The sequence below is a fragment of the Streptomyces sp. NPDC002845 genome (genome assembly GCF_053591955.1).
This window is the reverse complement of the sequence record NZ_JBSFUU010000057.1, coordinates 36,552-62,171: the sequence shown is the minus strand read 5'-3', so window position 1 is coordinate 62,171 and position 25,620 is coordinate 36,552. Positions and strand designations below refer to the sequence as shown.

Sequence of the window (25,620 nt, the reverse complement as noted above, 5' to 3'; positions counted from 1 at the left end):
GCCGGACAGGACCCCGCCGCCATCGAGGACATGTTCGACCTCAAGTACCGCGGCGCCCGCTTCTCCCTGGGCTACGGCGCCTGCCCCGACCTGGAGGACCGCGCCAAGATCGCCGAACTCCTGGAACCCGAACGCATCGGCGTCAAGCTCTCCGAAGAGTTCCAGCTCCACCCCGAGCAGTCCACCGACGCCATCGTCATCCACCACCCCGAGGCGAAATACTTCAACGCGCGCTGAGCCCTTGAAGAGCCCGCTGAGGCGACCCTCAGCGGGCCCTTCCGTGATGAGAAGTACGCCACAGGGCCGGTGTCACAACGCACGCTGATCGGATAAGTCGTAGACTGGTCGGTCCACTGCAGGCCGGTTGCCCCTCGGTGAAAACCAGGGCAACCGGCCTGATCGTCCCTCAAGGAGGTGCGCCCGGATGACCAGTACGGTCCCCGCGCTCGGAACCCGTACGGCCCAAGGCTCAGGCCTGCAGGCCGTGCTCCTCGACATGGACGGAACCCTGGTGGACACCGAGGGATTCTGGTGGGACGTCGAGGTCGAGGTCTTCGCGGGCCTCGGTCATACGCTCGACGACTCCTGGCGTCATGTCGTGGTCGGCGGTCCCATGACCCGCAGCGCGGGCTTCCTGATCGAGGCCACCGGCGCCGACATCACCCTCGCCGAACTCACGGTGCTGCTCAACGACGGGTTCGAGGACCGCATCGGGCGCTCGCTGCCGCTGATGCCGGGTGCCGGGAGGCTCCTCGCCGAACTCGTCGAGTACCGGGTTCCCACCGCCCTGGTCTCCGCCTCGCACCGGCGCATCATCGACCGGGTGCTGACCTCGCTCGGCCCGCAGCACTTCGCGTTGACGGTCGCTGGCGACGAGGTCGAGCGGACCAAGCCGCACCCGGACCCGTATCTGCTGGCGGCCGCCGGGCTGGGCGCGGATCCGGCCAGATGCGCGGTCGTCGAGGACACCGCGACCGGTGTCGCGGCGGCCGAGGCCGCGGGCTGCCATGTGGTCGCCGTGCCCTCGGTGGCGCCGATCGCCCCCGCCGCCCGGCGTACCGTCGTGACCTCGCTCGAAGAAGTCGACCTGCAATTTCTGCGCGGCCTGATGGTGATCGGCGACGGAAATGCACCAGACCTTCACCCAGCGTGAACAATTGAATCCGGGAGAAAATCTATGATCCCCTCACGGGTAATTCGGTTCCTGGGACTGGCCGAATTCCACTACCGGGCAACCCGGTTCAAGGTGTGATGTTCACCACCCATCGAGGGGTCGGCTTGGGGTGTTGACACGTGTCTTGCCCCCTTCTCGGGACTGTTCCGCGCGTCCTTGTGTCCCGATTGATGAAGGGTGCACCAAAAGCTTCCGCCACTGATTCACCGGTGTGTCCACAGCCGATTCCGCAGCGTGATGGGAACTCAACTCCGGTGCCCGCGAACCCCTCTGGCGGCGCGGACTAATCTCATCGCGAGAACATCGCCGTACCGTCCCGTGGCCCGCTCGCACCACCCCGCAGGCTGGAGTCGCGGAATCGACAGCTCTGGAGAAACACGAGCATGAACCGCAAGACTTTGGTGCTGCCGGCCGTCATCGGCCTGCTCGCCCCGGTGCTCGCCGCGTGCGGCTCCGACAGCGGCAGCGGCGACGGCGACGCGATCGTCGTCGGCACCACGGACCGGTTCACCGCCTCCAGCGACGCCCCCGCGCCGCTCGACCCGGCGTACGCGTACGACGTCGGCACCTGGAACATCCTGCGCCAGACCGTGCAGACCCTGATGGCCCAGCCCCGCGGCGACGGCCAACCGCAGCCCGACGCCGCCGAGAGCTGCGGGTTCACGGACACCGGCAACGAGCGCTACGCCTGCGAACTCCGCAAGGACCTGAAGTTCGCGAACGGCGACCCGGTCACCGCCGAGGACGTCAAGTTCTCCATCGACCGCGCCCGCTCCATCAAGGCCGACAGCGGCGTCTTCGCCCTGCTGTCCGGGATCCAGCTCGTCGAGACCAAGGGCGACAACGAGGTCATCTTCCACCTCAACAGCCCCGACGCCACCTTCCCGTACAAGCTGTCCACGCCCGTCGCCGGCATCGTCAACCCGGACGACTACGAGAAGGACAAGCTCCGCGACGGCTTCAAGGTCGACGGCTCCGGCCCCTACACCCTCCGCGCAGAGGTGAAGAACGACGAGCTCGTCAGCGCCGTCTTCACGAAGAACTCCCGCTACAAGGGGCTCCTCGAACCGAAGAACGGCAAGGCCGAACTGCGCTCCTTCGAGGACGCCGACGCCATGGGCGCCGCCCTCGACAAGGGCGACATCGACCTGATGACCCGCACCATGACGCCGAAGCAGATCGAGCGGCTCTCCGACTCCGCCGACACCGATGTCGACCTGATCGAGCTGCCCGGCCTGGAGATCCGCTACCTCGCCTTCAACACCGACGCCCCCTCGGTCGAGAACAAGGCCGTCCGCCAGGCCATGGCCCAGATCGTCGACCGCGGCGAACTCGTCTCCAAGGTGTACGGCACCACCGCCGAGCCCTTGTTCTCGCTGGTCCCGGCCACCATCACCGGCCACTCCAACTCGTTCTTCAACACCTATGGCGACCCGAACACCGCGGCCGCCAGGCGGATTCTGACCCAGGTCGGCATCGACACCCCGGTGAAGCTGACGCTCCACTACACGACCGACCACTACGGTGCCGCCACCAAGGAGGAGTTCGAGCTGCTGAGCCGGCAGCTGAACGACAGCGGACTGTTCGAGACCGACATCGAGGGCGCCCCGTGGGCCACCTTCCGCCCGGCCGAACAGGAGGGCGAGTACGACGTCTACGGCATGGGCTGGTTCCCGGACTTCCCGGACGCCGACAACTACGTCGCGCCGTTCCTCGACAAGGACAACTTCCTCGGCTCGCCGTACGCCAACGAGGAGATCCGCAACACGCTGATCCCGCAGTCCCGCCGTGAGGCCGACCGCCTCAGCGCCTCGCAGAGCCTCACCGCGGTCCAGGACATCGTCGCCGAGGACGTCCCAGTCCTGCCGCTGTGGCAGGGCAACCAGTACATCGCGGCCCGCGACGACATCACCGGCGCGGAGTGGGCGATCAGCTCCTCCGCGACCCTCCAGCTGTGGGAGCTGGGCCGCGGCGTGAGCGGCTGACCAAGAGCCGTCACACCTTCCCACGCTCCGGGCCCCACCGGGCCCGGAGTCCTTCGAGAACCGACGAACAAGGCACACCCAAGTGAACATGCGTAACCAGTGGCCGGTCCTGTCCATCACGGCGGGACTGTCCGTCGGCCTGCTCACCGGATGCGGCTCCGAAACGGGAGACTCCGCGGGCAACGGCTCCACCGTGGCGATGGGGATGTCCGACGACATCCTGGCCACCGACCCCGCCTCCGGCTACGACCCCGGATCATGGCTGCTCTTCAACAACGTCTTCCAGTCACTGCTGAGCTTCCCCAACGGCGGCACGGAACCCCAGCCCGAGGCCGCCGAGGAGTGCTCCTTCGAGGACACCTCGACCACGGTCTACGCGTGCACGCTCAAGGACGGCCTGAAGTTCAGCAACGGCTCCTCCCTCACCTCGAAGGACGTCAAGTTCTCCTTCGACCGCATGATGGAGATCAACGACGACAACGGCCCGGCGATCATGTTCCCCATGCTCGACGAGGTCGAGACGCCGGACGCCAGGACTGTCGTCTTCAAGCTCAAGTACGCCGACGCCACCTTCCCGAGCAAGATCGCCTCCGGCGCCGGCTCGATCGTCGACCACCGCTCGTACGACGCCGACGGGCTGCGCGAGGACGGCAAGGCGGTCGGCTCCGGCCCGTACAAGCTCGACTCCTTCACCGAGGACGAGGCAGTCTTCTCGGTCAACGCCAACTACAAGGGCACCGCCGACGTGGAGAACTCCGGCGTCACCCTCATGTTCTTCCACGGCGACCAGGACGGCCTGAAGCAGGCCCTGCACGACAACAAGATCGACATCGCCTACCGCGGTCTCACCGCCGCCGACATCGCCGACATCGAGGCCGACACCTCCATCGACAGCAGCGTCGACATCGTCGACGGCACCGGCGCCGAGGTGCAGCACCTGGTCTTCAACATGGACGACCCCGTGGCGGGCCAACTCGGCGTCCGCAAGGCCATCGCCTACCTGCTCGACCGCGAGACCCTGGTCAGCGAGGTCTACCAGGACACGGCCACACCGCTGTACTCGATCATCCCGGCCGGCATCACCGGCCACAACACGGCCTTCTTCGATACCTACGGCGCCCGCCCCTCCAAGGCCAAGGCCGAGGCCGTACTGCGCGCCGACGGCGTCGACGACAAGGTCGAGCTGACGCTCTGGTCGACCCCCTCGCGCTACGGCCCGTCCACCGACGCCGCGCTGGAGGCCATCGCCGAACAGCTCAACACCAGCGGCCTGTTCGACGCGACCGTCCAGTCCGTCTCCTTCGACCAGTACGAGAAGGACATCGCCGACGGCAAGTACGGCGTGTACGTCAAGGGCTGGGTGCCCGACTACCCGGACCCCGACAACTTCACGAGCCCCTTCTTCGGCGAGGGCAACGTGCTGAGCAACAACTACGCCAACAACAAGATCACCGGCGACCTCATCCCGAGGACCGCAAGCCAGAGCGAGCGCTCCGCGACCGAGGACGAGTACGCCGAACTCCAGAACATCGTCGCCAAGGACCTCCCGGTCATCCCGATCTGGCAGGCCAAGCAGTACGCCGTCGTCGGCGAGAATGTCTACGGCCTGGAGTACTGCCTCGACGCGTCGACCGTCTTCCGCTTCTGGGAGATCAGCAAGGGCTGACACACGCATGAGGGCGCCCCTCCCGACAGGAGGGGCGCCCTCGGCGTTCGTCCGGCACGGCTCACTGAGCGCCGGGACGCACCAGACCGCTCTCGTACGCGTACACCGCGGCCTGCACCCGGTCCCGCAATCCCAACTTGGTCAGCACATGGCCCACATGCGTCTTCACCGTGGTCTCGCTGACGAACAGATCGGCCGCGATCTCCGCGTTGGACAGCCCGCGCGCCACCAGCTTCAGTACCTCCACCTCGCGGTCGGTGAGCGTGTGCAGCGTGTCCGGCACCGGCTCGTCGCCCGAGGGCAGATGCGTCGCGTACTTGTCGAGGAGCCGGCGCGTGATGCTCGGCGCGAGCATGGCCTCACCGGCGGCCACCACCCGGATCGCCTGCACCAGCTCATTGGCCGGCGCGTCCTTCAGCAGGAACCCACTGGCCCCCGCCCGCAACGCCTCCACCACATACTCGTCGAGGTCGAACGTCGTCAGCACCAGCACCTTCGCCGGACCGTCCCGCCCCGGCCCGGTGATCTGCCGGGTCGCCTCGACACCGTCCATCCGCGGCATACGGATGTCCATCAGAACCACATCGGGCTGCAGCGCACGCACCTGATCGAGCGCCTGGAGGCCGTCTCCGGCCTCGCCGACGACCGCGATGTCCTGCTCCGCCTCCAGGATCATCCGGAAGCCGGTACGCAGCAGCGGCTGGTCGTCGACCAGTAGGACACGGATGGCCACGTAAGTCTCCTTCGCTAGTCCGGCCCCATTCTGCCCTGCGTGCCGCCACCGGACGCGGGCGCCCTGACCGGCAGCGGATACGGCGGGGGAGTGCCGCCGAATTCCGGACACACCTCCTGGTGGTCGCACCAGCCGCACAGCTTGGTGGGCCGCGGCCGCCACTCACCCGTCTCCGTCGCCATCCGGATCGCCTCCCACAGCGCCAGCAGCTTGCGCTCGACCCGCTCCAGGTCCGCCACGACCGGGTCGTACGTCAGGACGTCACCGCTGCCGAGATACACGAGCTGAAGACGGCGCGGGACCACGTTCTTCAAGCGCCACACCACCAAGGCGTAGAACTTCATCTGGAACAGGGCGCCCTCGGCGTACTCGGGTCTGGGAGCCTTGCCCGTCTTGTAGTCGACGATCCGCACCTCCCCCGTGGGCGCCACATCGACACGGTCGATGATCCCGCGCAGCCTCAGACCCGAATCCAACTCGGCCTCCACGAACAGTTCCCGCTCGGCCGGCTCCAGCCGCGTCGGGTCCTCCAGCGAGAACCAGCGCTCCACCAACTGCTCGGCCTCCGCCAGCCAGCGGGCCAGCCGCTCACCCTCCGGGTCGTCCGCGAACAGCTCCACGACCTCCGGCCTGCTCTCACGCAGCCGGTCCCACTGCCCCGGAACCAGGGCCCTGGCTCGCGGCGCCGTCCGCTCCGCCGCCGGCGCGTCGAACAGCCGCTCAAGGACCGCGTGCACCAGCGTTCCCCTGGTCGCCGCCTCACTCGGCTTCTCGGGCAGCTTGTCGATCACCCGGAACCGGTACAGCAACGGACACTGCATGAAGTCGCTCGCGCGCGAAGGCGACAACGAGGCCGGAGGCAGGGCAGCGGTGGCATCGGCCGGCGCCGCGCCGTCGGTACTGGTTTCCATGACGACAGACCATACGGCCCGCCACTGACAGTGACGTATCCGCGTCCCGAGGCTGTGGACAACCTCCCGCACGCCACCGAGGAAACAGAGGGGGTACCGGGGCGGAACGAGCCGCGACGACCGCATAGCATCGACCACAGACCCTTCCGCCCTCCACGACCCGGGCGCGGAAGACGCTTCGAACGAGGGGACATCGTGGACGAGAGCGGCGGGAGCGGGCAGCCGCGATCCGGCAGCGACGAGGCGAACGAGCGCCCCGCGGGGCCCTCCACCCCGTCCGGCACCGCACGCCCCGGAACGGAGCCGCGCGACGACCGGGCCGACGGAGACACTCCGGAGCACATCCGGCCCCCGGCCGACGCGCCCGAGCCCGGCCCGGCCCACCGGACACCGGAACACGACAACCACGAGGACCCCGCCCGTACCCACGCCCTCTCCGACGCACCCAAACCGCCCCAGCGCCCCAAGGAACCCGGCGGCGGCATCCTCATGGGCCGCCCCTTCGGCGTCCCCGTGTACGTCGCCCCCAGCTGGTTCCTCGTCGCCGCCCTCATCACCTGGGTGTTCGGCGGCCAGCTCGACCGCGTCCTCCCCGAACTCGGCGGCGCCCGCTACCTGGTCTCCCTCTTCTTCGCGGTCGCCTTCTACGCCTCCGTCCTCGTCCACGAACTCGCCCACACCGTCGCCGCCCTGCGCTTCAAACTGCCGGTACGCCGCATCCAGCTGCAGTTCTTCGGCGGAGTCTCCGAGATCGAGAAGGAGTCCGAGACCCCGGGCCGCGAATTCGTCCTCGCCTTCGTCGGCCCGCTCCTCTCCCTCATCCTCGCCATCCTGTTCTACGGCGCACTGCAGACCGTGGAACCGGGCACCGTACCGGCCGTACTGCTCGCCGGGCTGATGATCTCCAACCTCATCGTCGCCGCGTTCAACCTGCTGCCCGGCCTGCCCCTCGACGGCGGCCGCATGCTCCGCGCCGTCGTCTGGAAGATCACCGGCAAACCGATGACCGGCACGATCGCCGCCGCCTGGGTCGGCCGCGCCCTCGCCGTCTCCGTCCTGATCGGCCTGCCCCTGCTCACCCACTCCGGCGCGCTCGGCACCGACGCCCAGGACATCGGCGGCATGGACACCGTCATGGACGCCCTCCTCGCCGCGATCCTCGCCGCCATCATCTGGACCGGCGCCGGAAACAGCCTCCGCATGGCCCGGCTCCGCGAACACCTGCCCGAACTCCGCGCCCGCGCCCTCACCCGCCGCGCCGTCCCCGTCGAAACCAACACCCCCCTCTCCGAGGCCCTGCGCCGCGCCAACGAAGCCGGCGCCCGCGCCCTCGTCGTGGTCGACACCGACGGCCTGCCCCTCTCCCTCGTCCGCGAGTCCGCCATCGTCGGCGTACCCGAACACCGCCGCCCCTGGGTCGCCGTCAGCGGCCTCGCCCAGGACATCACCGATGGCATGCGCGTCTCCGCCGAACTCGCCGGCGAAGACCTCCTCGAAGCCCTGCGCACCACCCCCGCCACCGAATACCTCGTCGTCGAGGAGTCCGGCGAGATCTACGGCGTACTGTCCGCGGCGGACGTGGAACGGGCCTTCGTGAAGGCCATGGCCCGGCCCACGTAAGCAGGTCGGGCGAAGTCCGCTGCGGTTGGGCAGCGCCCTGAAGGGGCGCGGAGCGGCGTCACCATGCGGCTCCGCCGCGTGGGCGCGACCAGCCACGCCGGCGCCGCAGACGATCGACGGCACAGCGCGGCCCCGCGGCGGAGCCGCATATCGACACAGCCAGCGGAGCGCTGAGTGGTCGGCGACCCCCGCAAACGCCGGTAGGCTGGTCACATGTCCGAACCGACCGGTGCCGCCCGCCGTCGCGGGCCCTTCAAGGTCGGGGACCAGGTCCAGCTCACCGACCCCAAGGGACGCCACTACACGTTCACGCTCGAAGCGGGGAAGAACTTCCACACCCACAAGGGTTCGTTCCCGCACGACGAGCTGATCGGCGCTCCCGAGGGCAGTGTTGTCCGCACCACAGGGAACGTCGCCTACCTGGCGCTGCGCCCCCTGCTCCCCGACTACGTCCTGTCCATGCCCCGCGGCGCCGCCGTGGTCTACCCCAAGGACGCGGGGCAGATCCTCGCCTTCGCCGACATCTTCCCCGGCGCACGCGTCGTCGAGGCCGGCGTCGGCTCCGGCTCGCTCAGCAGCTTCCTGCTGCGCGCCATCGGCGACCAGGGCATGCTGCACAGCTACGAGCGCCGCGCGGACTTCGCCGAGATCGCCCAAGGGAACGTGGAACGCTACTTCGGCGGCCCCCACCCCGCCTGGCAGCTCACCGTCGGCGACCTCCAGGACAACCTCAGCGACACCGACGTCGACCGCGTCATCCTCGACATGCTCGCCCCCTGGGAATGCCTGGAGGCCGTCTCCAAGGCACTCGTCCCCGGCGGCATCCTGTGCAGCTACGTCGCCACCACCACCCAGCTCGCCCGGACCGTCGAATCCATCCGCGAGATCGGCTGCTTCAACGAGCCGACCGCCTGGGAGACGATGATCCGCAACTGGCACATCGAGGGCCTCGCCGTCCGCCCCGACCACCGGATGATCGGCCACACCGGCTTCCTGCTCACCGCCCGCCGCCTCGCCGACGGCGTCGAACCGCCGATGCGCCGCCGCCGCCCCGCCAAGGGCGCCTACGGCGAGGACTACGCCGGCCCCAACGCCGACGGCGGCGGCCGCTGAGCCACCGCCCCCTCGGGCGGCCCTGTGCCGCGTACAACGCACCACCCTCGTGGCCGAGTTCCCGAAGCACGCCCGGGAACTCGGCCGCGAGTCCTTCCCGTTGACGCGCCGCCAGAACTCCGGACCCCACCGTTCCACCTCTGTGTGACGTATGGCACCATGCGGTCACCCAACGGTCGGCACAGCCCTCACAGGAGACGCTCCTAGTGCAGCAACCCGTGGTCCCGGAACTGGCTCACACGCACACCCGCCCGATCCACTGGGCCGTCACGGCCGCCGCCCTCGCCGGGGTCGTCGCCCTGTCCTCCGCGCTCCAGCCCGACTCGGCCACCGCCGCCCAGCCGGGCCCGGACGCCAAGCCCGCCCCGGCCACGGCCGCGGCCCCCGACCCCGCGACGGTGGAGTTCCCCCTCGACTGCGGCCCTCTCGAAGCCGTCGTCGAGAAGTCGGCGACCGGAGACCTCGACGGCGACGGCACCCCCGAAACGGTCGCCGTCGTCCACTGCGACGCCGGCTCCGGCACCCCACCCGACGGCATCTACGTCCTCAGCCGCGGCAGCGACGGCACCCCGCGCGTGGTCGCCACCCTCGTCGAACCCGAGGACCGCCTCACCGTCACCGACTTCGCCGTGCGTGACCAAGCCATCACCACGACCCTGCTCGGCTACTCCTCGCCCGACGTACCCAGTTGCTGCCCCGACATCAACGACAGCGCCAAGTGGCAGTGGAAGAACGGCACGTTCGTACGCACCACACCCGCCGGCGCACACAGCGTGTGAGAAGCCGCGAAACGGCACACGGCCGGACGCCGAACCGGATGTGAGAAAACAGACATCAAGTGACGCAGGGTGCCCGCCAGGTCACTCCACGTCCGGACCGTGCACCTCGACCCTGTCCGAAACCCGACGCACGTGAATGCACTCCCCGGGGCACTCCTTCACGGAGTCCACCACATCCCCCAGCAGCGGCAGCGGCACCGGCGCCGTGGCACCCGGAGCCTGCAGCAACTCCTCGTCCCCGCCCTTGACATAGGCCAGCCCGTCGATGTCCAGCTCGAAGACCTCGGGAGCGTACTGGGCACAGATGCCGTCACCGGTGCACAGGTCCTGGTCGATCCAGACCTCGAGCGCCTCGCCGCCGACTCCGGCCTCCTGCTGCACAGTCATCTCTCCTGCCGTTTCTCGCGCCTGGCCGTTTCGGGAACGATCCGGACCCTGGCGGGTGTTGAACACTTCGACACTACCCGCGCCCGCTTCCCAACCATGTTCGGTGGGTATTCCCCTGGCGTGAGGGAGAGCGCAAGGGTGAAGATCGGACACACCTTGACAGTCTTTGTGATCTAGGGGTTTCAATCGACACCCACCCAGGTAGGGTCTGGAAGCGTCCAGCTCCCCTTGGAGGAGGTGAGGACCGTGGCAGCCCACGACGACGACATGAACCGCGGCATCCGCCCGGGACGAGGGTCCGACGACCCGGCCGGGCAGATCGCCTACCTTGAGCAGGAGATCGCCGTCCTGCGACGCAAGCTCGCCGACTCTCCGCGGCACACGAGAATTCTCGAAGAGCGGATCGTCGAGCTGCAGACAAACCTGGCCGGCGTGTCCGCCCAGAACGAGCGACTCGCCAACACGCTCCGTGAGGCCCGCGACCAGATCGTGGCCCTCAAGGAAGAGGTCGACCGGCTCGCACAGCCCCCGGCCGGCTTCGGAGTCTTCCTCGTGGCGAACGAGGACGGCACGGCCGACATCTTCACCGGCGGCCGCAAGCTCCGCGTGAACGTCAGCCCCAGCGTCGACCTCGACGAGCTCCGGCGCGGCCAGGAAGTAATGCTCAACGAAGCGCTCAACGTGGTCGACGCCATGGAATTCGAGCGCGTCGGGGACATCGTCACCCTCAAGGAGATCCTCGAGGACGGCGAGCGCGCCCTGGTACTCGGGCACACCGACGAGGAACGGGTGGTACGGCTCGCCGAGCCGCTGCTGGACGTCACCATCCGCGCCGGCGACGCCCTCCTGCTCGAACCCCGCTCCGGCTACGTCTACGAGGTCGTACCCAAGAGCGAGGTCGAAGAGCTCGTCCTCGAAGAGGTCCCCGACATCGGCTACGAGCAGATCGGTGGCCTGGGCAACCAGATCGAGATGATCCGCGACGCGGTCGAGCTGCCGTACCTCTACCCCGACCTGTTCAAGGAGCACGAACTGCGGCCGCCCAAGGGCGTCCTGCTCTACGGCCCTCCCGGATGCGGCAAGACCCTCATCGCCAAGGCCGTCGCCAACTCACTGGCCAAAAAGGTCGCCGAAGTCACCGGCCAGGCCGCCGGCAAGAGCTTCTTCCTCAACATCAAGGGCCCCGAGCTCCTCAACAAGTACGTCGGCGAGACCGAGCGGCAGATCCGCCTCGTCTTCCAACGCGCACGCGAAAAGGCCAGCGAGGGCACACCCGTCATCGTCTTCTTCGACGAAATGGAATCCCTCTTCCGCACCCGCGGCTCCGGCGTCAGCTCCGACGTGGAGAACACCATCGTCCCCCAGCTGCTCGCCGAGATCGACGGCGTGGAGGGCCTGCAGAACGTGGTCGTGATCGGCGCCTCCAACCGCGAGGACATGATCGACCCCGCCATCCTGCGCCCCGGCCGCCTCGATGTGAAAATCAAGATCGAGCGTCCGGACGCCGAAGCGGCCAAGGACATCTTCGGCAAGTACCTCACCGAGCGCCTCCCACTGCACGCCGACGACCTCGGCGAACACGGCGGCAGCAAGGAAACCACGGTCCAGAGCATGATCCAGGCCGCCGTGGAACACATGTACACCGAAACCGAGGAGAACCGCTTCCTGGAGGTCACCTACGCCAACGGCGACAAGGAAGTTCTCTACTTCAAGGACTTCAACTCCGGCGCCATGATCGAAAACATCGTCGGCCGCGCCAAGAAGATGGCGATCAAGGACTTCCTCGACAAGAACCAGAAGGGCCTGCGCGTCTCCCACCTCCTCCAGGCCTGCGTGGACGAGTTCAAGGAGAACGAGGACCTGCCCAACACCACCAACCCGGACGACTGGGCCCGCATCTCCGGAAAGAAGGGCGAGCGGATCGTCTACATCCGCACCCTCATCACCGGAAAGCAGGGCGCCGACACCGGACGCTCCATCGACACGGTGGCCAACACCGGACAGTACCTGTAAAGCCGGGGCGGCTGCGGGTGCCCTCACCGGGTACCCGCAGCCGACTGTTTTCCAGGGCACGGCTCGATCAAGGCAATGACGCAAATGATCTCCCCACCAGCGCAGAGGCGTTCTAGGCTCTTTCGTACCGCCGAGTCGCGCAGTGCGGGGACGGGCACCGCACACGCACCGGAGCACCAGCGGTACTTGAGCGCCGCCCCCGACCGAGGGCGCCGCCGGGCAAGGAGGGCCGCATGACCGTACGGCGAGTAATGGGCATCGAGACGGAGTACGGAATCTCCGTCCCCGGCCACCCCAACGCCAATGCCATGCTCACCTCATCCCAGATCGTCAACGCCTACGCGGCGGCGATGCACCGGGCCCGCCGGGCCCGCTGGGACTTCGAGGAGGAGAACCCGCTGCGGGACGCGCGAGGCTTCGACCTCGCCCGCGAGGCCGCCGACGCCAGCCAGCTCACCGACGAGGACATCGGCCTCGCCAACGTGATCCTCACCAACGGTGCGCGCCTGTACGTCGACCACGCACACCCCGAATACAGCGCCCCCGAAGTCACCAACCCGAGGGACGCCGTCCTCTGGGACAAGGCCGGCGAACGCATCATGGCAGAGGCCGCAGAACGCGCGGCCCAGCTCCCCGGCGCCCAGCCGATCCACCTCTACAAGAACAACACCGACAACAAGGGCGCCTCCTACGGCACACACGAGAACTACCTGATGAAGCGGGAAACGCCCTTCTCGGACATCGTGCGCCACCTCACGCCGTTCTTCGTCTCACGCCAGGTCTTCACCGGAGCGGGCCGCGTCGGCATCGGCCAGGACGGACACGAGCACGGCTTCCAGATCAGCCAGCGCGCCGACTACTTCGAAGTCGAGGTCGGCCTCGAAACCACCCTCAAGCGCCCCATCATCAACACCCGCGACGAACCCCACGCCGACGCCGAGAAGTACCGCCGCCTGCACGTGATCATCGGCGACGCCAACCTCTCGGAGATCTCGACGTACCTGAAGCTGGGCACGACCGCCCTGGTCCTCTCCATGATCGAGGACGGCTTCATCGCCGTGGACCTCGCCGTCGACCAGCCCGTACGCACCCTCCATCAGGTCTCCCACGACCCGACCCTCAAGCGCCTCGTCACACTCCGCAGCGGCCGGACACTCACCGCGGTCCAACTGCAGATGGAGTACTACGAACTCTCGCGCAAGTACGTCGAGGAACGGTACGGGGCCGACGCCGACGAACAGACCAAGGACGTCCTCAGCCGCTGGGAGGACGTGCTGAGCCGCCTGGAGAACGACCCGATGAGCCTGTCCGCAGAGCTCGACTGGGTAGCCAAGAAGGAACTCATGGAGGGCTACCGGCGCCGTGACAGCCTCGACTGGGACGCGGCCCGGCTACACCTCATCGACCTCCAGTACGCCGACGTACGGGCCGAGAAAGGCCTCTACAACCGCCTCGCGGCCCGCGGCAAGATCAAGCGGCTGCTCGACGAGACGGACGTGGAACGGGCCCGTACGAAGCCGCCGGAGGACACCCGCGCGTACTTCCGCGGGCGGTGCCTGGAGCAGTACGCCGACGACGTCGCGGCGGCTTCCTGGGACTCGGTGATCTTCGACCTCCCGGGCCGGGACTCGCTCCAGCGCGTCCCAACCCTGGAACCGCTTCGCGGAACGCGTAATCACGTCAAGGAGCTCCTGGACCGCTGCCGCACGGCAGAAGACCTGGTCAAGGTCCTGTCGGGCGGCTGAACGGGCCCTTCGGCCGATCCGGCCGACCAGGGTGGAAAAGTCGGCGTCCGGGAATCATCGAGGTGGTCCCCGGACGTTGAGAGAACTGCGGGGCCGATGTCGGACCCTGCTTGTAGGGTCTGATCAAGAACGTCGAACCGAGCGGGGTGAGGGTTATGGCGACCAAGGACACCGGCGGCGGACAGCAGAAGGCGACGCGCTCCACCGAGGAAGTCGAGGAGCAGGCGACGGAGGCGCAGGCTTCGGAGGACCTCAAGGAGCGCCAGGAGAAGCTGAGCGATGACGTGGACTCCGTCCTCGACGAAATCGATGATGTGCTCGAAGAGAATGCCGAGGATTTTGTGAGGTCCTTCGTTCAAAAGGGTGGCCAATGAGTCACCTTTGCCTTTGAAATGAAGGTAAACGGGGTGGGTGAGTGGCGAATGAGCGGAGTGTGAAGCGCTGCGCGCGGTGCGGCGAGGTCAAGCCGCGCGCGGCCTTCGCGCAGAAGCGGTCGAACCTTGATGGCCTGCAGCGCCGCTGTCGTGATTGTGCCGGTGAGTCCGACCGGAGGCGCCAGGAGGCCATGGGTAGAGTCCCGCCTCCGGAGGCGGTCCGGGAGGGCCACAAGCACTGTCAGGGCTGTGGAGAGATCAAGCCCCACTCTGAATGGCATCGCAAGATGTCGTCCCGCGATGGCCTGGCGTCTCGTTGCCGGGCCTGCCGCGCCGTCGACAACCGTACGGGCCACCTGAAGCGCACCTATGGCCTCACGCCAGCTGAGTTGGAGGCGATGGTCGCGGAGCAGCAGGGCATCTGTTGCATCTGCCTTGCGGCTCCAGCCGAGCATGTGGATCACTGCCACAACACGGGTAGGGTCCGAGGCGTACTGTGCTTCAGCTGCAACGCCGCACTGGGGCAGTTCAAGGATCGGCCCGACGTCATAAGGCGGGCTGCGACATACGTGGAAGGAAACGCGTGGAAGCCAACACTCGTAGCACCGGGCGTCTACCGGCTGCCTTCCTGACGCCTGGGTCGTCGTCCTTCGTGGACTTCCTGTCCGAGCACCAGCCCGGCATCCTGCCCGGCAACAGGAAGCTGCCCCCGGTCCAGGGAGCGGTCGAGGCGCCGCACGGCACGACCATCGTGGCCGCCTCGTTCCCCGGCGGCGTGGTGCTGGCCGGTGACCGTCGGGCCACGATGGGCAATGTGATCGCGCAGCGGGACATCGAGAAGGTGTTCCCCGCCGATGAGTACTCGGCCGTCGGTATCGCCGGCACCGCCGGCCTGGCCGTCGAGATGGTCAAGCTCTTCCAGCTGGAGCTGGAGCACTTCGAGAAGGTCGAGGGCACGCAGCTCTCCCTGGAGGGCAAGGCCAACCGTCTGTCCACAATGATCCGTTCCAACCTCGGCATGGCCTTGCAGGGTCTCGCTGTGGTGCCCCTGTTCGCCGGTTACGACGTCGACCGTGGCAAGGGGCGCATCTTCTCCTACGACGTCACGGGCGGCCGTTCCGAGGAGCGGGGCTATGCGGCCACGGGCTCCGGTTCGATCTTCGCGCGCGGTGCCATGAAGAAGCTCTTCCGTGAGGACCTGACCGAGGAGCAGGCCACGACTCTGGTGGTCCAGGCTCTGTACGACGCGGCAGACGACGACTCGGCGACCGGTGGTCCCGATGTCGCCCGCCGGATCTATCCGATCGTCACCGTGATCACCGAGGACGGCTTCCGTCGGCTCACCGAGGAGGAGTCCTCCGAGATCGCCCGCTCGATTCTGGAGCGGCGCCTGGAGCAGCCCGACGGCCCGCGGGCCGCGCTGCTGTAAGCGGCGGGCCTCTCTTGCAAGGTGATCCTGTGACTTCGACGGAAAGGGATGGATAACCGGTGTCGACGCCGTTCTATGTCTCACCTCAGCAGGCGATGACCGACCGTGCCGAGTTCGCCCGCAAGGGCATCGCGCGCGGGCGCAGCCTGGTCGTGCTGCAGTATGCCGATGGCATCGTCTTCATCGGCGAGAATCCGTCCCGTGCGCTGCACAAGTTCAGCGAGATCTATGACCGGATCGGTTTCGCGGCCGCCGGTAAGTACAACGAGTACGAGAATCTCCGGATCGGTGGCGTCCGCTACGCCGACCTGCGGGGTTACACCTACGACCGTGATGACGTGACCGCCCGCGGCCTCGCCAATGTCTACGCCCAGACGCTGGGCACGATCTTCTCCAGCGCGGCGGAGAAGCCGTACGAGGTGGAGCTGGTCGTCGCCGAGGTCGGTGAGACGCCCGACGGTGACCAGATCTATCGGCTGCCGCACGACGGTTCGATCGTGGACGAGCACGGCTCGGTCGCGGTCGGCGGCAACGCCGAGCAGATCAGCAGCTATCTGGATCAGCGCCACCAGGACGGAATGAGCCTGGCCGAGGCGCTCAAGCTGGCCGTGCAGGCCTTGTCCCGGGACACGAACGGCACGCAGCGGGAGATTCCCGCCGAGCGCCTGGAGGTCGCGGTGCTGGACCGTACGCGTCCGCAGCAGCGCAAGTTCAAGCGGATCGTCGGCCGGCAGCTCGCCCGTCTGCTGGAGGAGGGCGGCGCGTCCACGGAGGCCGAGAGCTCCGAGGAGGAGGAGTAGACCCGACTGTTTCTCTCACCCCGCCACGCAGTGCGCCCCGGCCGGTCCAGGCCGGGGCGCACTGCGTTTTGCAGGGGGCGGCTCAGGAGCGCCGTGGCGGCGCCGTGGAGCCCCGTACCACCAGCTGTACCGGAATGTCTCCCTCCTTGGGCGTGCGGCCCTCCAGGACGGCCAGGAGGGCCGCCATGCCCCGTTCTCCGAAGAGTTCGGCGTCGAGGCGGACGGTGGTGAGTTCCGGGTCGATGGCGGTGGCGAGGGCGAGGTCGTCGAGGCCGGTGACGGAGAGGTCGTCGGGGATGCGCAGGCCCAGGCGGCGGGCGGCCTTGTAGGCGCCGGCGGCCAGTTTGTCGTCGTCGCAGACGAGGGCGGTGGGGCGGGGGCCGGGTGCGGCGAGGGCGGTCTCGGCGGCGGTCAAGGCGTCTTCGATGGAGATCGGCGCGCGGGTGGTGCGGAGTTCGGTGCCGGGGACTTGGGCCAGGCGTGCGGCGAGTTCTCGGGCTCGTACGTCGAAGGTCCAGGAGGCGATGTCGGCCGCCAGGTGCAGGAAGCGGCGGTGGCCCAGGGTGAGTAGGTGTTCGGCGATCTGTCGTGCGCCGTCTGCGATGTCGAGGTTGACGGTTGCCGCGCCCAGGCTGCCCTGTGGGTCGCTGTCGAGCATGACCAGGGGCAGTTGGTCGCCGCGGATCGCGGTGAGGGCGTCGGCGGCCATGGAGGAGGCGATGACGCCGTCCAGGGCGGCCTGTGCGGAGGCGAAGGGGTCAGGAATAGGGGTGGCCCGCAAGGGCCTTCCTTTGAGGGTGGTGGTGGGAGACGGGTGGGCGGGTCCGATGCCTTCGGGGGAGGGGTAGAGGACGACGCCGAAGCCGTGCTGGGCGGCGACGCGGGCCGCGCCGGTGTAGACGCCCGCGAAGAACTCGGTGGTGAGTGCGGGGACGACGAGGAGGACGGTGCGGGTGCGGCCGAGGCGGAGGTTGCGGGCGGCCAGGTTGGGCCGGTAGCCGAGCTCGCGTGCGGCCTCCCGGACGCGTTCGGCCGTGGTCGCGGAGACTCGGCCGCGCCATTTGTCGCCGAGGACGAGGGAGACGGCTGCCTGGGAGACTCCGGCGGCCTGGGCGACGTCACGGCTCGTGGGGCGCGTGCTTCCTGTTGCCACCGTCGGCCTGCTCCTCTTCTTCTGGTCATTCGCGGTGTCTGGACTCGCGGACAGCGCACATGGTACGTATGGCGGACGACGTTATACGTAAAACTTGATGCTGGCCCTGCGCTGCGGGCGACGGGAAGGGCGGGACATGTCCGGCGGGTACCTGGAGATCCTCAGGGCGCGGTACGCCACGCGTCTGCTCGTCGGCACGCTGGTGGGGCGGTTGCCGAACGCCACCGCCCATATCGCCATCGTGCTCTTCGTGCGCGCCGAGGGCGGCACCTACAGCCTCGCCGGGGCGCTGGCGGCCGTGTACGGGGTGTCCAACGCCGTGGGGCAGCCGCTGCTCGGGCGGCTCGTGGATCTGTACGGGCAGCCGCGTGTCCAGCTGCCGGCCTCGGTCGTCGCGACCCTGGGGATGACCGTCTTCGCCCTCGCGGGCCCGGACCCGCTGCCGCTGGCGTATGTGTCCACGGCGGTCGCCGGGCTCTGCGCGCCTCCCCTGGAGGGCGGTCTGCGTGCGCTGTGGCCCTCCGTCCTCCGTAAGGAGGACCAGGTGCACACGGCGTACGCGATGGACGCCGTGGCCCAGGAGGTCATGTTCACCGTGGGCCCGCTGCTCGTGACCCTGTGCGTGTCCCTGTGGTCCGCTCCGGCCGCGCTCGTCCTGCTGCACGTCGTGGGTGTCCTGGGCGCGCTCTCGGTCGTCGTGTCGCCGCCCTCGCGCGCGTGGCGCTCGGCTCCGCGCGAGGCGCACTGGCTGGGCGCTCTGCGCTCGCCCGGCCTCCTGGCGATGCTGGCCGCGTTCCTCTTCGTGGGGAGCGCGCTCGGCTCCATCACGGTCGCCGCGGTGTCGTACGCGGACGACAACGGCGGGGACGTGGTGTACGGGTGGCTGATGGCGGGCCTGGGGCTGGGCGCGCTCGTCGGCGGTGTCGCGTACGGCGCACGCCGGTGGAGCGGGGCGCCCGAGCGTCGACTCCAGGTGATCGTGGCCCTTCTGGCGGTGTGTTACCTGCCGCTGATGCTGATGCCGGGCCCGGTCGGCATGACGGCGCTCACCGCGCTCGCCGGGGTGTTCCTCGCGCCCGCCCTCGCCTGCGCGTTCGTGCTGGTCGACCGGCATGCGCCGCGCGGTACCGTCACCGAGGCGTTCTCCTGGCTTGTGACGACGTTCACGGTGGGGGCGTCCATTGGGACGGGTCTGGCGGGACCCGTCGTCGAGGCGGGCGGCGCGCTGTGGGGCTTCGGCGTGCCGGGCGCGGCGGGGGCGGTGTCCCTGCTGGTTCTGCTGGTCACGGGGCGGTTCCTGGCTGCTCCGGGTGGGGGCGCGGTGGTTGCGTCTTCTTCGGAAAATGATCCAAACCGTGCTGCCGAACCCCGTTTCAGCTCAGGGGATCGGGCGTAATGTTCAGTCATGGACCGCCGCATTTTCGGGCTGGAGAACGAGTACGGCGTCACGTGTACGTTCAGGGGACAGCGCCGCCTGTCTCCTGACGAGGTGGCGCGGTACCTCTTCCGCCGTGTCGTGTCATGGGGCCGCAGCAGCAATGTCTTTCTGCGGAACGGTGCCCGCCTGTATCTCGACGTGGGTTCACATCCGGAATACGCGACACCCGAATGTGACAACGTGACCGAGCTGGTCACCCACGACAAGGCCGGCGAGCGCATTCTCGAAGGACTCCTGGTCGACGCCGAACGACGCCTGCACGAGGAAGGAATCGCGGGCGACGTCTACCTCTTCAAGAACAACACCGACTCGGCAGGCAACTCCTACGGCTGCCACGAGAACTATCTGGTGGCCCGGCACGGGGAGTTCTCCCGGCTCGCGGACATCCTCATTCCGTTCCTCGTCACCCGGCAGCTGCTGTGCGGCGCGGGCAAGGTGCTGCAGACTCCGCGTGGCGCCGTGTACTGCGTCAGCCAGCGTGCCGAGCACATCTGGGAGGGCGTCAGCTCGGCGACGACCCGCTCCCGGCCGATCATCAACACGCGGGACGAGCCGCACGCGGACGCCGAGCGCTACCGCCGCCTCCACGTCATCGTGGGCGACTCGAACATGTCCGAGACGACCATGCTGCTCAAGGTCGGCGCCACCGATCTGGTGCTGCGCATGATCGAGGCGGGCACGGTCATGCGTGACCTCACCCTGGAGAACCCGATCCGGGCGATCCGCGAGGTCAGCCATGACATCACCGGCCGTCGCAAGGTGCGTCTGGCCAGTGGCCGTGAGGCCTCCGCGCTGGAGGTGCAGCGCGAGTACTACGAGAAGGCCGTGGACTTCTGCGAGCGCCGCGGCATCCGTACCGGCACCGTCGAGCAGGTCCTCGAACTGTGGGGCCGCACGCTCGACGCGATCGAGGCCGAGGACCTCGACCGGATCGGCACCGAGATCGACTGGGTCATGAAGTACAAGCTCCTGGAGCGGTACCGCGCCAAGCACAACATGACCATGTCGCACCCGAGGGTCGCGCAGATAGACCTCGCCTACCACGACATCCACCGCCGCCGAGGCCTGTACTACCTCCTGGAGAAGAAGGGTCAAGCCGCCCGGATCTGCAACGATTTGAAGATCTTCGAGGGCAAGTCCGTTCCCCCGCAGACCACTCGGGCCCGGCTGCGTGGTGACTTCATCCGGCGCGCTCAGGAACAGCGCCGCGATTTCACCGTCGACTGGGTGCATCTGAAGCTCAACGACCAGGCGCAGCGCACCGTGTTGTGCAAGGACCCGTTCCGTTCCGTGGACGACCGGGTGGAAAAGCTGATCGCCGGAATGTGAGTCGTGTTGTTTCCGGCCCGGTTCCGGAACGCAACGCTGGGCGCCGTACGTTTGCCGTACGGCGCCCTTCTCACGCCGTAGAGTTGCGCGCACGCCATCCACACAAGATCGACCGATACGAGGCCCCCACCGTGCGCCGACGCTCCCTGCTCATCGCCGTACCCGCCGGACTGGTCACGCTCGCCGCATGCGGTGACGATGAGTCCGACACGGCCGACTCCAGCAGCCCGTCCCCTTCCCCGAGCGAGTCGGCGAAGCCGCCGACGATCGTGGACGGACCGCTGCCCGCGATCACGGCGGGTGCGAAGTTCGGTGAGAAGCCGACCGTCGCCAAGGGCAGCGGCGACCCGTCGAAGGACCTGGCGGTGAAGACGGTCATCGCGGGCAACGGCCGGACGGTCGCCGAGAACGACTATGTCCAGGCCCACTACCTCGGCCAGATCTGGGACTCGGCGAAGGTCTTCGACAACTCCTACGACCGCAAGGCCCCGCTGCTCATCCAGCTGGCCCAGGGCAGCATCATCGACGGCTGGCGGTACGCCCTGGCGGGCAAGAAGGCGGGCAGCCGCGTCGAGATGGCCGTTCCGCCGGCCTTGGGCTACGGCACGGAGGGCAACCCGCAGGGAGGTATCAAGGGCACCGACACGCTCGTCTTCGTCGTCGACATCCAGGACACGTTCAGCGGCAAGAGCTCGGCCAAGGGGACGGAGGTCGCGCAGGACAACGCCGACCTGCCGAAGGTGGGTACCAACACCGACGGCGAGGCCCCCTCCATCGACATCCCCGACGCCGACGCGCCGACGAAGCTGGTGGCGAACTACGTCATCGAGGGCGACGGTGAGAAGCTCGCGGCCGACAGCACCGTCCTGGTGCAATACCAGGGCGTGGTCTGGGACACCGGCAAGGAGTTCGACTCCACGTACGGCCGGGGTCAGCTCAGCTCGTTCTCGCTCCAGCAGGTTGTCAAGGGGTGGTCCCAGGGCATGACCGGCAAGAAGGTGGGCAGTCGTCTGCTGATCGTGATCCCCCCGGATCTCGGTTACGGCGACAACCCGCCGAGCGGCAGCGGCATCGAGAAGGACTCGACGATGGTCTTCACCGTCGACATCCTCGCGAAGATGTAATCCCTTCGGGGATGTGAGACTGTCCGTGTTGCCTTGTTCGTACACCAGCAGGAGCGTCAGACGTGAGCATCGACAAGCCCGAGATCGACTTCCCGGGCGGCGAGCCCCCGAAGGACCTTGAGATCAAGGACATCTGGGAGGGTGACGGGCCGGTCGCCAAGGCGGGCGACACCGTCTCCGTCCACTACGTGGGCGTGTCCTTCTCCAGCGGCGAGGAGTTCGACGCGTCCTGGAACCGCGGTACGCCGCTGCAGTTCCAGCTCGGGGTCGGCCAGGTCATCGCCGGCTGGGACCAGGGCGTGCAGGGCATGAAGGTCGGCGGTCGCCGTCAGCTGACCATCCCGGCGCACCTCGCCTACGGCGACCGTGGCGCGGGTGGCGGCCGTATCGCCCCCGGCGAGACGCTGATCTTCGTCTGCGACCTGGTCGGGGTCTGATCGTCGTATCGGGTCCGGTCATGGCCCGATCGTCGCAAGACCTCTGTATGGCGTCCGACCGGACTTGATCACCTGGGGCCCATGCCTGTCCGGGCATGGGTCCTCGGCTTTTGCCGCGACACTCCGGAGCGGTACGGTCATCCGGCAGAAGGGCCTAACGAGAGGATGTAGCGCGTCGATGGCCATTGCCAAGGCCGAGCGGCTGATGAATCTGGCGTTGTGTCTGCTCGGGACGCGGCGGCCGCTCAGCAAGCGCGAACTTCGTGAGTCCATCGAGGCATATCTCGAAGCCGGGTCGGACGACTCGTTCAACCGGATGTTCGAGCGCGACAAGGACGATCTGCGCGAACTCGGCCTGGTCATCGAGACGGTGGAGAACCTCGACGGCGAGGTCGGCTACCTGGCCCGCCGCGACAGCAACCGCCTGCCGCCCATCACCCTCGACGCCGAGGAGGCCGCCGCCCTCGGCCTGGCCGCCAAGGTCTGGCAGCAGGTCCGACTCGCGGGCGCGGCCAGCGGTGCCCTGCAGAAGCTGCGCGCCGCCGGGCTCCCCGAGGGCGTCGACCCGTACGAGGCCCATGGCGCCCTGGAGCCGCGCATCCCGGTGCACGAGGCCGCCTTCGAGCCGCTGATGCTCGCCTGCCGGGACCGTCGCCCGGTCGCCTTCGAGTACCGCAAGGCCACCGCCGCCCGCCCCGAGCCCCGCCTGGTCGAGCCGTGGGCGCTGGAGTGCTGGCGCGGCCACTGGTACCTGGCGGGCTGGGACCGCGACCGGGGCGCCGAGCGTGTCTTCCGGCTCTCCCGGATCACCGGCAAGGTGCGCACCCGCGGCGGCCGGTTCACCGCCGAGGTCCCCGACGTCGTCACCGTACGGGAGACCGTGGCGAGCTGGGCGGGGGAGACCGCCGACCGCTCCGCCCTGATCCGGCTGCGTACGGGCGCCGGTTACCCTTTGCGGGCGAGAGCCGCCTCGGTGCGGGAACTCGGCGACGGCTGGGACGAGTTGGAGATTCCGTACGGGCACGGTCTGGACGCCTGGCTGGTGGAGTTCGGGCCCGACGTGGTGGTCCTGGAGCCGGCCGAGCTGCGGGCCGACGTGGTGGACCGGCTGCGTGCCGTGGCCAAGGGCTGAGGGGGAGCGGAAGACACAGTGGCAGGCAAACCGGCCAGGCCCGTGAACGCCATCGACCAGACCCGGCGGATGCTCTCCCTGGTGACGTATCTGCGCGAGCGCCCCGGCGCCCGGGTCGAGGACGTCGCCCGCGCCTTCGGGATCACCGAGGACGAGCTGATCTCCGACCTCGACGTGCTGCCCCTGTGCGGGACCAGCTTCCGCGGCGGCGACCTGCTCGACATCGACACCGACGGCGACCGTATCTGGTGGCACAACCCCGCCGCCCTGGGGGCGGAAGCGGCCGAGCCGCTGCGTCTGGCCGCCGACGAGGCCACCGCCCTTCTCGTGGCCGCCCGCGCGGTGTCCACCCTGCCCGGGCTGCGCGAGAGCGACCGGCAGGCCCTGCTGCGCGCCACCGCCAAGGTCGAGGCCGCGGCCGGAGAGGCGGCGGGTGCCAGCGCACGCCTGTCGGTGACCTTCGAGTCCGAGGGCGGTGTCTTCGCTGACGTCGACCGCGCGATCTCCGAGCGCCGCCGCCTGTGGATCCGCTACTACTCGCCCGCGCGCGACGAGGTCACCGAGCGCGAGATCGACCCGATCCGCCTGGTCAGCGTCGGTCACACCTATGTCGAGGCCTGGTGCCGCCGCTCCGAGGCGCGCCGCACCTTCCGGCTCGACCGGGTCGCCGAGATCAAGATCCTCGACGAGCCGTCCGCGCCGCCCGAGATCGAGCTGCGCGATCTCTCCGAGGCACTCGTGCAGCCCGCGGCCGAGGACCCCGAGGTCGTCGTCGAGGTCGGCCCCGGCGGGCGCTGGGTCGCCGAGTACTACCCGCACGACAGCGCCGATGAACTGCCCGACGGCGGGCTGCGTATCACGTTGCGTACGCCCGACCCGGCCTCGCTGCGGCGGCTCGCGCTGCGACTGGGCCGCGACGGGCGGATCGTCTCCCCGCAGGATCTGGGGGACAGCGCCCGCCAGGCGGCGCGGGAGGCGCTGGCGGCGTACGACGAACCGCACGCCGCAGTGCGTGCGCCCCACGGAGTTCAGGACCGTCGGTACGACAGAGGTGAGTGAGCCGAAGGGGCGCGCCGGAGGCGAACGAACCAGAAATAGGGGAGCAAGGGCTGTGAGCGGGTCGGCGATGTCTGGTGTGCAGGAGATGTCCGTGGCGGTGGCGTTCGCCGGCATGAAGAGAGCGGCCGACGTGGTCTTCCGGGCCGGCTGCCCCGACTGCGAGGCCAGTTTCGAGCTGGGCGCGAGCGACCTGCGGCTGGCCATCGGCGCGACCAGCAAGACCACCTTCTACTCCTTCACCTGCCCCGAGTGCGGCTCCTCCGTCCGCAAGCCCGCGAGCGAACGCATCGTCGAACTGCTCACCGGGGGCGGGGTCCGGACGCTGAGGCTGCACTCGGCGGGCTGAGCGGACCCGCTCAGGAGCCAGGGGCTAGGCTCGCCGTCATGTTCTGGCCGATGTTCGCGATCGCTGTGGGTTTCCTGGGAATCGCCGTCCTCGGCGTGCTCGCCGTCCGTGTCTTCCTGGAGGCCCAGCGTCTGGGTACGCAGGTGACGGATTCCGCACGTCGTATCAACCGCGCGGCCGAGGACTTGGAGCGGGCGTCCGCGGGCGCGGCCCGCTCCGTGGACATGTTGTGAGGACGGTCACGGCTCGTTCTGTGGACGCGCTGTGCGTACGGTCCCGGTGGCCTGTGATTTCCGTGGCCGTGTGCGGTTTCGTTCACTTCGCCCTGTCACCCTCACACCATCGGCAGGTACGCTGCTGATCGCGGCCCGGAGAACGAGGCCTGGGATCGCACTCGGAGGATGCAGGGCCATTGCCTGGCGTTCACTCCTCGGAGTTACGATTGCTGCTCACACGGGTCTCGGACAGGGCCCCGACGAGCGCACTACCACACAAGTCGCACGGCTTCGGTGGGAAAGTGGGGAATTATGGGTCAGGTCGGTATCTGGCAGATCGCTATCATTGCCGGACTGCTTCTGCTGCTGTTCGGTGCGAAGCGGCTTCCGGACATGGCTCGCTCCCTGGGCAAGTCCGCCCGCATCCTCAAGAGCGAGGCAGCGGCCATGAAGAACGACGGTACGGCCGAGAACAACGCCGACTCGGGTACGGCGGAGCAGGCTCCGGCGCCCAAGACCATTCAGGCGGCTCCCGGTGACGTCACCACCGCCCGCCCCGTCGAGGAGCCCAAGCGCACCACGCAGGGCTGAGCCCACAGAACCATCGCTGAGACACGGGCGGCCGGTCCCTAGGCAGGCTGCCCCCCGAGACGAGGAT

Annotated in this window: 26 protein-coding genes; 22 read left to right on the top strand and 4 right to left on the bottom strand. The window is 68.6% G+C overall.

Annotated features, from left to right (window positions below):
- From ACWD3C_RS33000 to ACWD3C_RS32985, 4 genes are all read left to right on the top strand, one after another.
- Positions 1-237 (top strand): vitamin B12 dependent-methionine synthase activation domain-containing protein (locus ACWD3C_RS33000; RefSeq protein ID WP_451149841.1); only part of this gene is annotated, 237 nt, incomplete at its 5' end.
- 187 nt (positions 238-424) lie between these two features.
- A complete protein-coding gene (locus ACWD3C_RS32995; RefSeq protein WP_451149840.1) occupies positions 425-1,153 on the top strand; it encodes an HAD family hydrolase in 729 nt (242 codons plus the stop codon).
- Positions 1,154-1,557: 404 nt separating this feature from the next.
- The gene (locus ACWD3C_RS32990) at positions 1,558-3,159 is read left to right on the top strand and encodes an ABC transporter substrate-binding protein (protein ID WP_451149839.1); all 1,602 of its coding nucleotides are present in this window, start codon (positions 1,558-1,560) and stop codon (positions 3,157-3,159) included.
- A gap of 82 nt (positions 3,160-3,241) precedes the next feature.
- Positions 3,242-4,825, top strand: a complete 1,584-nt coding sequence (locus ACWD3C_RS32985) for an ABC transporter substrate-binding protein (RefSeq protein WP_451149838.1) — start codon at positions 3,242-3,244, stop codon at positions 4,823-4,825.
- Positions 4,826-4,886: 61 nt separating this feature from the next.
- Here ACWD3C_RS32985 and ACWD3C_RS32980 read toward each other — a convergent pair whose 3' ends face one another.
- Both ACWD3C_RS32980 and ACWD3C_RS32975 read right to left on the bottom strand, forming a co-directional pair.
- Positions 4,887-5,558, bottom strand: coding sequence for a response regulator (locus ACWD3C_RS32980; protein ID WP_020141342.1), 672 nt, complete (start codon positions 5,556-5,558; stop codon positions 4,887-4,889).
- A 14-nt stretch (positions 5,559-5,572) separates the two neighbouring features.
- Entirely contained in the window at positions 5,573-6,469 is an 897-nt protein-coding gene (locus ACWD3C_RS32975) for a RecB family exonuclease (RefSeq protein WP_451149837.1), read from the bottom strand.
- A 195-nt stretch (positions 6,470-6,664) separates the two neighbouring features.
- Between ACWD3C_RS32975 and ACWD3C_RS32970 the strand changes: the two genes are divergently transcribed.
- The 3 genes from ACWD3C_RS32970 to ACWD3C_RS32960 all read left to right on the top strand — a co-directional run bounded on the left by ACWD3C_RS32970 (position 6,665) and on the right by ACWD3C_RS32960 (position 9,981).
- The gene (locus ACWD3C_RS32970; protein ID WP_451149836.1) at positions 6,665-8,089 is read left to right on the top strand and encodes a site-2 protease family protein; all 1,425 of its coding nucleotides are present in this window, start codon (positions 6,665-6,667) and stop codon (positions 8,087-8,089) included.
- 213 nt (positions 8,090-8,302) lie between these two features.
- Positions 8,303-9,202: a tRNA (adenine-N1)-methyltransferase gene (locus ACWD3C_RS32965; protein WP_451149835.1), complete on the top strand. Its 900-nt coding sequence runs from the start codon at positions 8,303-8,305 to the stop codon at positions 9,200-9,202.
- A 206-nt stretch (positions 9,203-9,408) separates the two neighbouring features.
- Entirely contained in the window at positions 9,409-9,981 is a 573-nt protein-coding gene (locus ACWD3C_RS32960) for a hypothetical protein (protein ID WP_451149834.1), read from the top strand.
- 81 nt (positions 9,982-10,062) lie between these two features.
- Here ACWD3C_RS32960 and ACWD3C_RS32955 read toward each other — a convergent pair whose 3' ends face one another.
- Positions 10,063-10,368: a ferredoxin gene (locus ACWD3C_RS32955; protein ID WP_451149833.1), complete on the bottom strand. Its 306-nt coding sequence runs from the start codon at positions 10,366-10,368 to the stop codon at positions 10,063-10,065.
- Positions 10,369-10,614: 246 nt separating this feature from the next.
- Here ACWD3C_RS32955 and arc point away from each other — a divergent pair, with 246 nt between their 5' ends.
- The 6 genes from arc to prcA all read left to right on the top strand — a co-directional run bounded on the left by arc (position 10,615) and on the right by prcA (position 16,729).
- Positions 10,615-12,381 (top strand): proteasome ATPase, encoded by a 1,767-nt coding sequence (gene arc / locus ACWD3C_RS32950; RefSeq protein WP_451149832.1) that lies wholly within the window; start codon positions 10,615-10,617, stop codon positions 12,379-12,381.
- Positions 12,382-12,614: 233 nt separating this feature from the next.
- On the top strand, positions 12,615-14,126 hold the full coding sequence (gene dop, locus ACWD3C_RS32945) for a depupylase/deamidase Dop (protein ID WP_451149831.1): 1,512 nt from the start codon (positions 12,615-12,617) through the stop codon (positions 14,124-14,126).
- A 155-nt stretch (positions 14,127-14,281) separates the two neighbouring features.
- A complete protein-coding gene (locus tag ACWD3C_RS32940) occupies positions 14,282-14,500 on the top strand; it encodes a ubiquitin-like protein Pup (protein WP_062722796.1) in 219 nt (72 codons plus the stop codon).
- A gap of 41 nt (positions 14,501-14,541) precedes the next feature.
- Positions 14,542-15,132 carry an endonuclease VII domain-containing protein gene (locus ACWD3C_RS32935; protein ID WP_451149830.1) on the top strand — a complete coding sequence of 197 codons (591 nt, stop codon included), beginning with the start codon at positions 14,542-14,544 and terminating at the stop codon, positions 15,130-15,132.
- The gene (gene prcB / locus ACWD3C_RS32930) at positions 15,084-15,929 is read left to right on the top strand and encodes a proteasome subunit beta (RefSeq protein ID WP_451149829.1); all 846 of its coding nucleotides are present in this window, start codon (positions 15,084-15,086) and stop codon (positions 15,927-15,929) included. The genes ACWD3C_RS32935 and prcB overlap by 49 nt, the downstream gene beginning before the upstream one ends.
- 59 nt (positions 15,930-15,988) lie before the next feature.
- Positions 15,989-16,729, top strand: coding sequence for a proteasome subunit alpha (gene prcA / locus ACWD3C_RS32925; RefSeq protein ID WP_451149828.1), 741 nt, complete (start codon positions 15,989-15,991; stop codon positions 16,727-16,729).
- Between the two features lie 82 nt (positions 16,730-16,811).
- Here the strand turns inward: prcA and ACWD3C_RS32920 are convergent, their stop codons facing one another.
- Positions 16,812-17,882, bottom strand: a complete 1,071-nt coding sequence (locus ACWD3C_RS32920; protein WP_451149827.1) for a LacI family DNA-binding transcriptional regulator — start codon at positions 17,880-17,882, stop codon at positions 16,812-16,814.
- A 136-nt stretch (positions 17,883-18,018) separates the two neighbouring features.
- Between ACWD3C_RS32920 and ACWD3C_RS32915 the strand changes: the two genes are divergently transcribed.
- The 9 genes from ACWD3C_RS32915 to tatA all read left to right on the top strand — a co-directional run bounded on the left by ACWD3C_RS32915 (position 18,019) and on the right by tatA (position 25,553).
- Complete coding sequence (locus ACWD3C_RS32915; RefSeq protein WP_451149826.1) at positions 18,019-19,278, top strand: MFS transporter; 1,260 nt, start codon at positions 18,019-18,021, stop codon at positions 19,276-19,278.
- Positions 19,279-19,287: 9 nt separating this feature from the next.
- Entirely contained in the window at positions 19,288-20,649 is a 1,362-nt protein-coding gene (gene pafA, locus ACWD3C_RS32910) for a Pup--protein ligase (RefSeq protein WP_351058615.1), read from the top strand.
- Positions 20,650-20,780: 131 nt separating this feature from the next.
- Entirely contained in the window at positions 20,781-21,773 is a 993-nt protein-coding gene (locus tag ACWD3C_RS32905) for an FKBP-type peptidyl-prolyl cis-trans isomerase (protein WP_451149825.1), read from the top strand.
- 62 nt (positions 21,774-21,835) lie between these two features.
- Entirely contained in the window at positions 21,836-22,210 is a 375-nt protein-coding gene (locus tag ACWD3C_RS32900; RefSeq protein WP_451149824.1) for an FKBP-type peptidyl-prolyl cis-trans isomerase, read from the top strand.
- A 178-nt stretch (positions 22,211-22,388) separates the two neighbouring features.
- On the top strand, positions 22,389-23,342 hold the full coding sequence (locus ACWD3C_RS32895; protein ID WP_451149823.1) for a helix-turn-helix transcriptional regulator: 954 nt from the start codon (positions 22,389-22,391) through the stop codon (positions 23,340-23,342).
- 18 nt (positions 23,343-23,360) lie between these two features.
- Positions 23,361-24,401, top strand: a complete 1,041-nt coding sequence (locus ACWD3C_RS32890) for a helix-turn-helix transcriptional regulator (protein ID WP_451149822.1) — start codon at positions 23,361-23,363, stop codon at positions 24,399-24,401.
- A gap of 67 nt (positions 24,402-24,468) precedes the next feature.
- Positions 24,469-24,747 (top strand): hypothetical protein, encoded by a 279-nt coding sequence (locus ACWD3C_RS32885; RefSeq protein ID WP_451149847.1) that lies wholly within the window; start codon positions 24,469-24,471, stop codon positions 24,745-24,747.
- A 38-nt stretch (positions 24,748-24,785) separates the two neighbouring features.
- Positions 24,786-24,980 carry a hypothetical protein gene (locus ACWD3C_RS32880; RefSeq protein ID WP_451149821.1) on the top strand — a complete coding sequence of 65 codons (195 nt, stop codon included), beginning with the start codon at positions 24,786-24,788 and terminating at the stop codon, positions 24,978-24,980.
- Between the two features lie 294 nt (positions 24,981-25,274).
- Positions 25,275-25,553, top strand: a complete 279-nt coding sequence (gene tatA, locus ACWD3C_RS32875) for a Sec-independent protein translocase subunit TatA (RefSeq protein ID WP_451149820.1) — start codon at positions 25,275-25,277, stop codon at positions 25,551-25,553.
- Positions 25,554-25,620 lie beyond the last annotated feature (67 nt).

Bases quoted from the DNA above. Each gene is read 5' to 3' on its own strand.
- ACWD3C_RS32955 (WP_451149833.1), bottom strand. From the start codon at position 10,368: ATGACTGTGCAGCAGGAGGCCGGAGTCGGCGGCGAGGCGCTCGAGGTC.
- tatA (WP_451149820.1), top strand. From the start codon at position 25,275: ATGGGTCAGGTCGGTATCTGGCAGATCGCTATCATTGCCGGACTGCTT.
- ACWD3C_RS32990 (WP_451149839.1), top strand. From the start codon at position 1,558: ATGAACCGCAAGACTTTGGTGCTGCCGGCCGTCATCGGCCTGCTCGCC.
- ACWD3C_RS32995 (WP_451149840.1), top strand. From the start codon at position 425: ATGACCAGTACGGTCCCCGCGCTCGGAACCCGTACGGCCCAAGGCTCA.
- ACWD3C_RS32940 (WP_062722796.1), top strand. From the start codon at position 14,282: ATGGCGACCAAGGACACCGGCGGCGGACAGCAGAAGGCGACGCGCTCC.
- ACWD3C_RS32885 (WP_451149847.1), top strand. From the start codon at position 24,469: ATGTCTGGTGTGCAGGAGATGTCCGTGGCGGTGGCGTTCGCCGGCATG.
- ACWD3C_RS32915 (WP_451149826.1), top strand. From the start codon at position 18,019: ATGTCCGGCGGGTACCTGGAGATCCTCAGGGCGCGGTACGCCACGCGT.
- dop (WP_451149831.1), top strand. From the start codon at position 12,615: ATGACCGTACGGCGAGTAATGGGCATCGAGACGGAGTACGGAATCTCC.
- ACWD3C_RS32880 (WP_451149821.1), top strand. From the start codon at position 24,786: ATGTTCTGGCCGATGTTCGCGATCGCTGTGGGTTTCCTGGGAATCGCC.
- ACWD3C_RS32975 (WP_451149837.1), bottom strand. From the start codon at position 6,469: ATGGAAACCAGTACCGACGGCGCGGCGCCGGCCGATGCCACCGCTGCC.
- pafA (WP_351058615.1), top strand. From the start codon at position 19,288: ATGGACCGCCGCATTTTCGGGCTGGAGAACGAGTACGGCGTCACGTGT.
- ACWD3C_RS32965 (WP_451149835.1), top strand. From the start codon at position 8,303: ATGTCCGAACCGACCGGTGCCGCCCGCCGTCGCGGGCCCTTCAAGGTC.
- ACWD3C_RS32895 (WP_451149823.1), top strand. From the start codon at position 22,389: ATGGCCATTGCCAAGGCCGAGCGGCTGATGAATCTGGCGTTGTGTCTG.